The organism is Micromonospora sp. NRRL B-16802, assembly GCF_001279555.1.
GTDB lineage: Bacteria > Actinomycetota > Actinomycetes > Mycobacteriales > Micromonosporaceae > Micromonospora > Micromonospora profundi.
Genome location: NZ_LGEB01000106.1, coordinates 1 through 1,941 on the forward strand (window position 1 = coordinate 1; position 1,941 = coordinate 1,941).

The 1,941-nt window shown below is 70.6% G+C and carries 1 protein-coding gene; it reads left to right on the forward strand.

What is annotated here, in order from left to right; translation table 11 throughout:
- Positions 1-1,941 (forward strand): amino acid adenylation domain-containing protein (locus ADK66_RS26910; RefSeq protein ID WP_157552975.1); only part of this gene is annotated, 1,941 nt, incomplete at both ends.

Consider the following 1,941-nt stretch of genomic DNA (forward strand, 5'->3'; position numbering starts at 1 on the left):
CACCATCCTCAACGCCACCACCCACCAAGACATCCCCTTCAGCCTCATCGTCGACACCCTCCAACCCGACCGCATCCCCGGCCGCAACCCCCTCTTCCAGATCTGTCTGACCCTGCAGCCGGCGGACATGGCCAGGGGTGAGAGCGGGGAGGACCTCAGGCTCGGCGCGGTCGGCGTGGAGCCGATCGACATCGCTGGCGATTACGCCCGGTTCGATATCAGCTTCGACGTGACCGAGCAGGCCGACGGTGGGCTGTCCATCTCGGTGGAGTACTCGACCGAGTTGTTCGACGCCGACCGGATCGACAGGCTCATCGACCACTTCACGGCGGCGCTGGCCGACGGGATCGCCGACCCCGACACCGTCGGCGCCCACGACGTCGAGCTGATGTCCCGCGAGGAACGCCGCCAGGTTCTGCAGGAGTGGAGTTCCCCGCGCCGCCCGGTCACCGCCCGGCGCGCGCCCTGTCTGCTGCACCACGTGCTGGCCGGAGCCGACCCGGACGCGGTGGCGATCCGGTTCCGTGGCCCGGCGGCGGGCCAGCTCACCTACCGGGAGCTCGACCAGCGGTCCAACCGGTTGGCCCACGCCCTTGCCGGGGCCGGGGTCCGGCCAGGCGAGGTGGTGGCGCTGCTGCTCCATCGCGGGCTCGACCTCCTGGTGGCCCAACTGGCGGTGCTGAAGGCGGGTGCCGCGTGGATGCCGCTGGACCCCCAGCATCCGGCCGCGCGGCTGGAGTTCCAGGTCGACGACACGAAGGCCGCGCTCGTCCTGACCCGTAGCGACCTGGCCGAGCTGGCACCGGCCCGCCCACCGCACTGGTGCCTGGACGATCCGCAGCGTGTCGCCGCCATCGCGGCCCGGCCGGACACGCCCCCGGCCATCGAGGTACGACCCGACGACGTCGCCTACCTCATCTACACCTCAGGTTCCACGGGGACACCCAAGGGCGTCCTCGTCTCGCACCGGTCGGCCTACGGGTACTGCGAGAACGCGGTTGCCCTCTTCGCGGTCACGCCTGCCGATCGCGTCCCGCTGGTGGCCAACCCGGCTTTCGACATGAGCGTGTTCGAGAGCTTCGCCACCCTGCTCGGCGGCGGCACCGTCGTCGGCGCGCCGCTGGACGTGATCTCCGACCCGGACGCGTTCACCACCTTCCTGTGCGAGGAGCAGGTCACCGTCGCCTATCTCCCGCCTGCGTTCCTGTCCCACCTCGATCCGCGGCGGCTGGCCGGCAGCGCACTGCGGGCGCTGGACATCGGCAGTGAGGCGCTCAGTGCCGAGCTGGTCAACCGCTGGGCCCGGCCCGGTCTCGAACTCCACAACTCCTACGGCCCGACCGAGACGACTGTGGTGTGCACGGACCACCTCTTCGACGCACCGCTGGAGGGCCGGCCCCCGATCGGCTCAGCCCTTGCCGACCACCGGACGTACGTGCTGGACAGCCGCCTGCGCCCAGCTCCGATCGGCGTACCCGGTCAGCTGTTCATCGCTGGGTTGGGCGTCGCCCACGGTTACCTCGACAGGCCCTCGTTGACCGCCGAGCGGTTCCTGGCCGACCCGTACGGCGACCGACCCGGACAGCGCATGTACGCCAGCGGCGACCTCGTCCGCTGGCGCTCCGACGGGCTCCTGGAGTACCTCGGCCGTATCGACCGGCAGGTCAAACTGCGCGGCCAGCGCATCGAGCTCGGCGAGGTCGAGCACGCTCTGGCGGGGCACCCCGCGGTGCGGCAGTGCGCGGTCGTGCTGCACGACAACGACCGTCTCGTCGGTTATCTGGTCGGGCAGGGCGCCAGCGTCACCGCCACGGACCTCGACCACGTACGCGGGTACCTGGTCGACCGCCTCCCCACCTACATGGTCCCCACCACCCTCATCACACTTCCCGAACTACCACTGACCCCCAACGGCAAACTCGACACCACCCGCCTACCCGA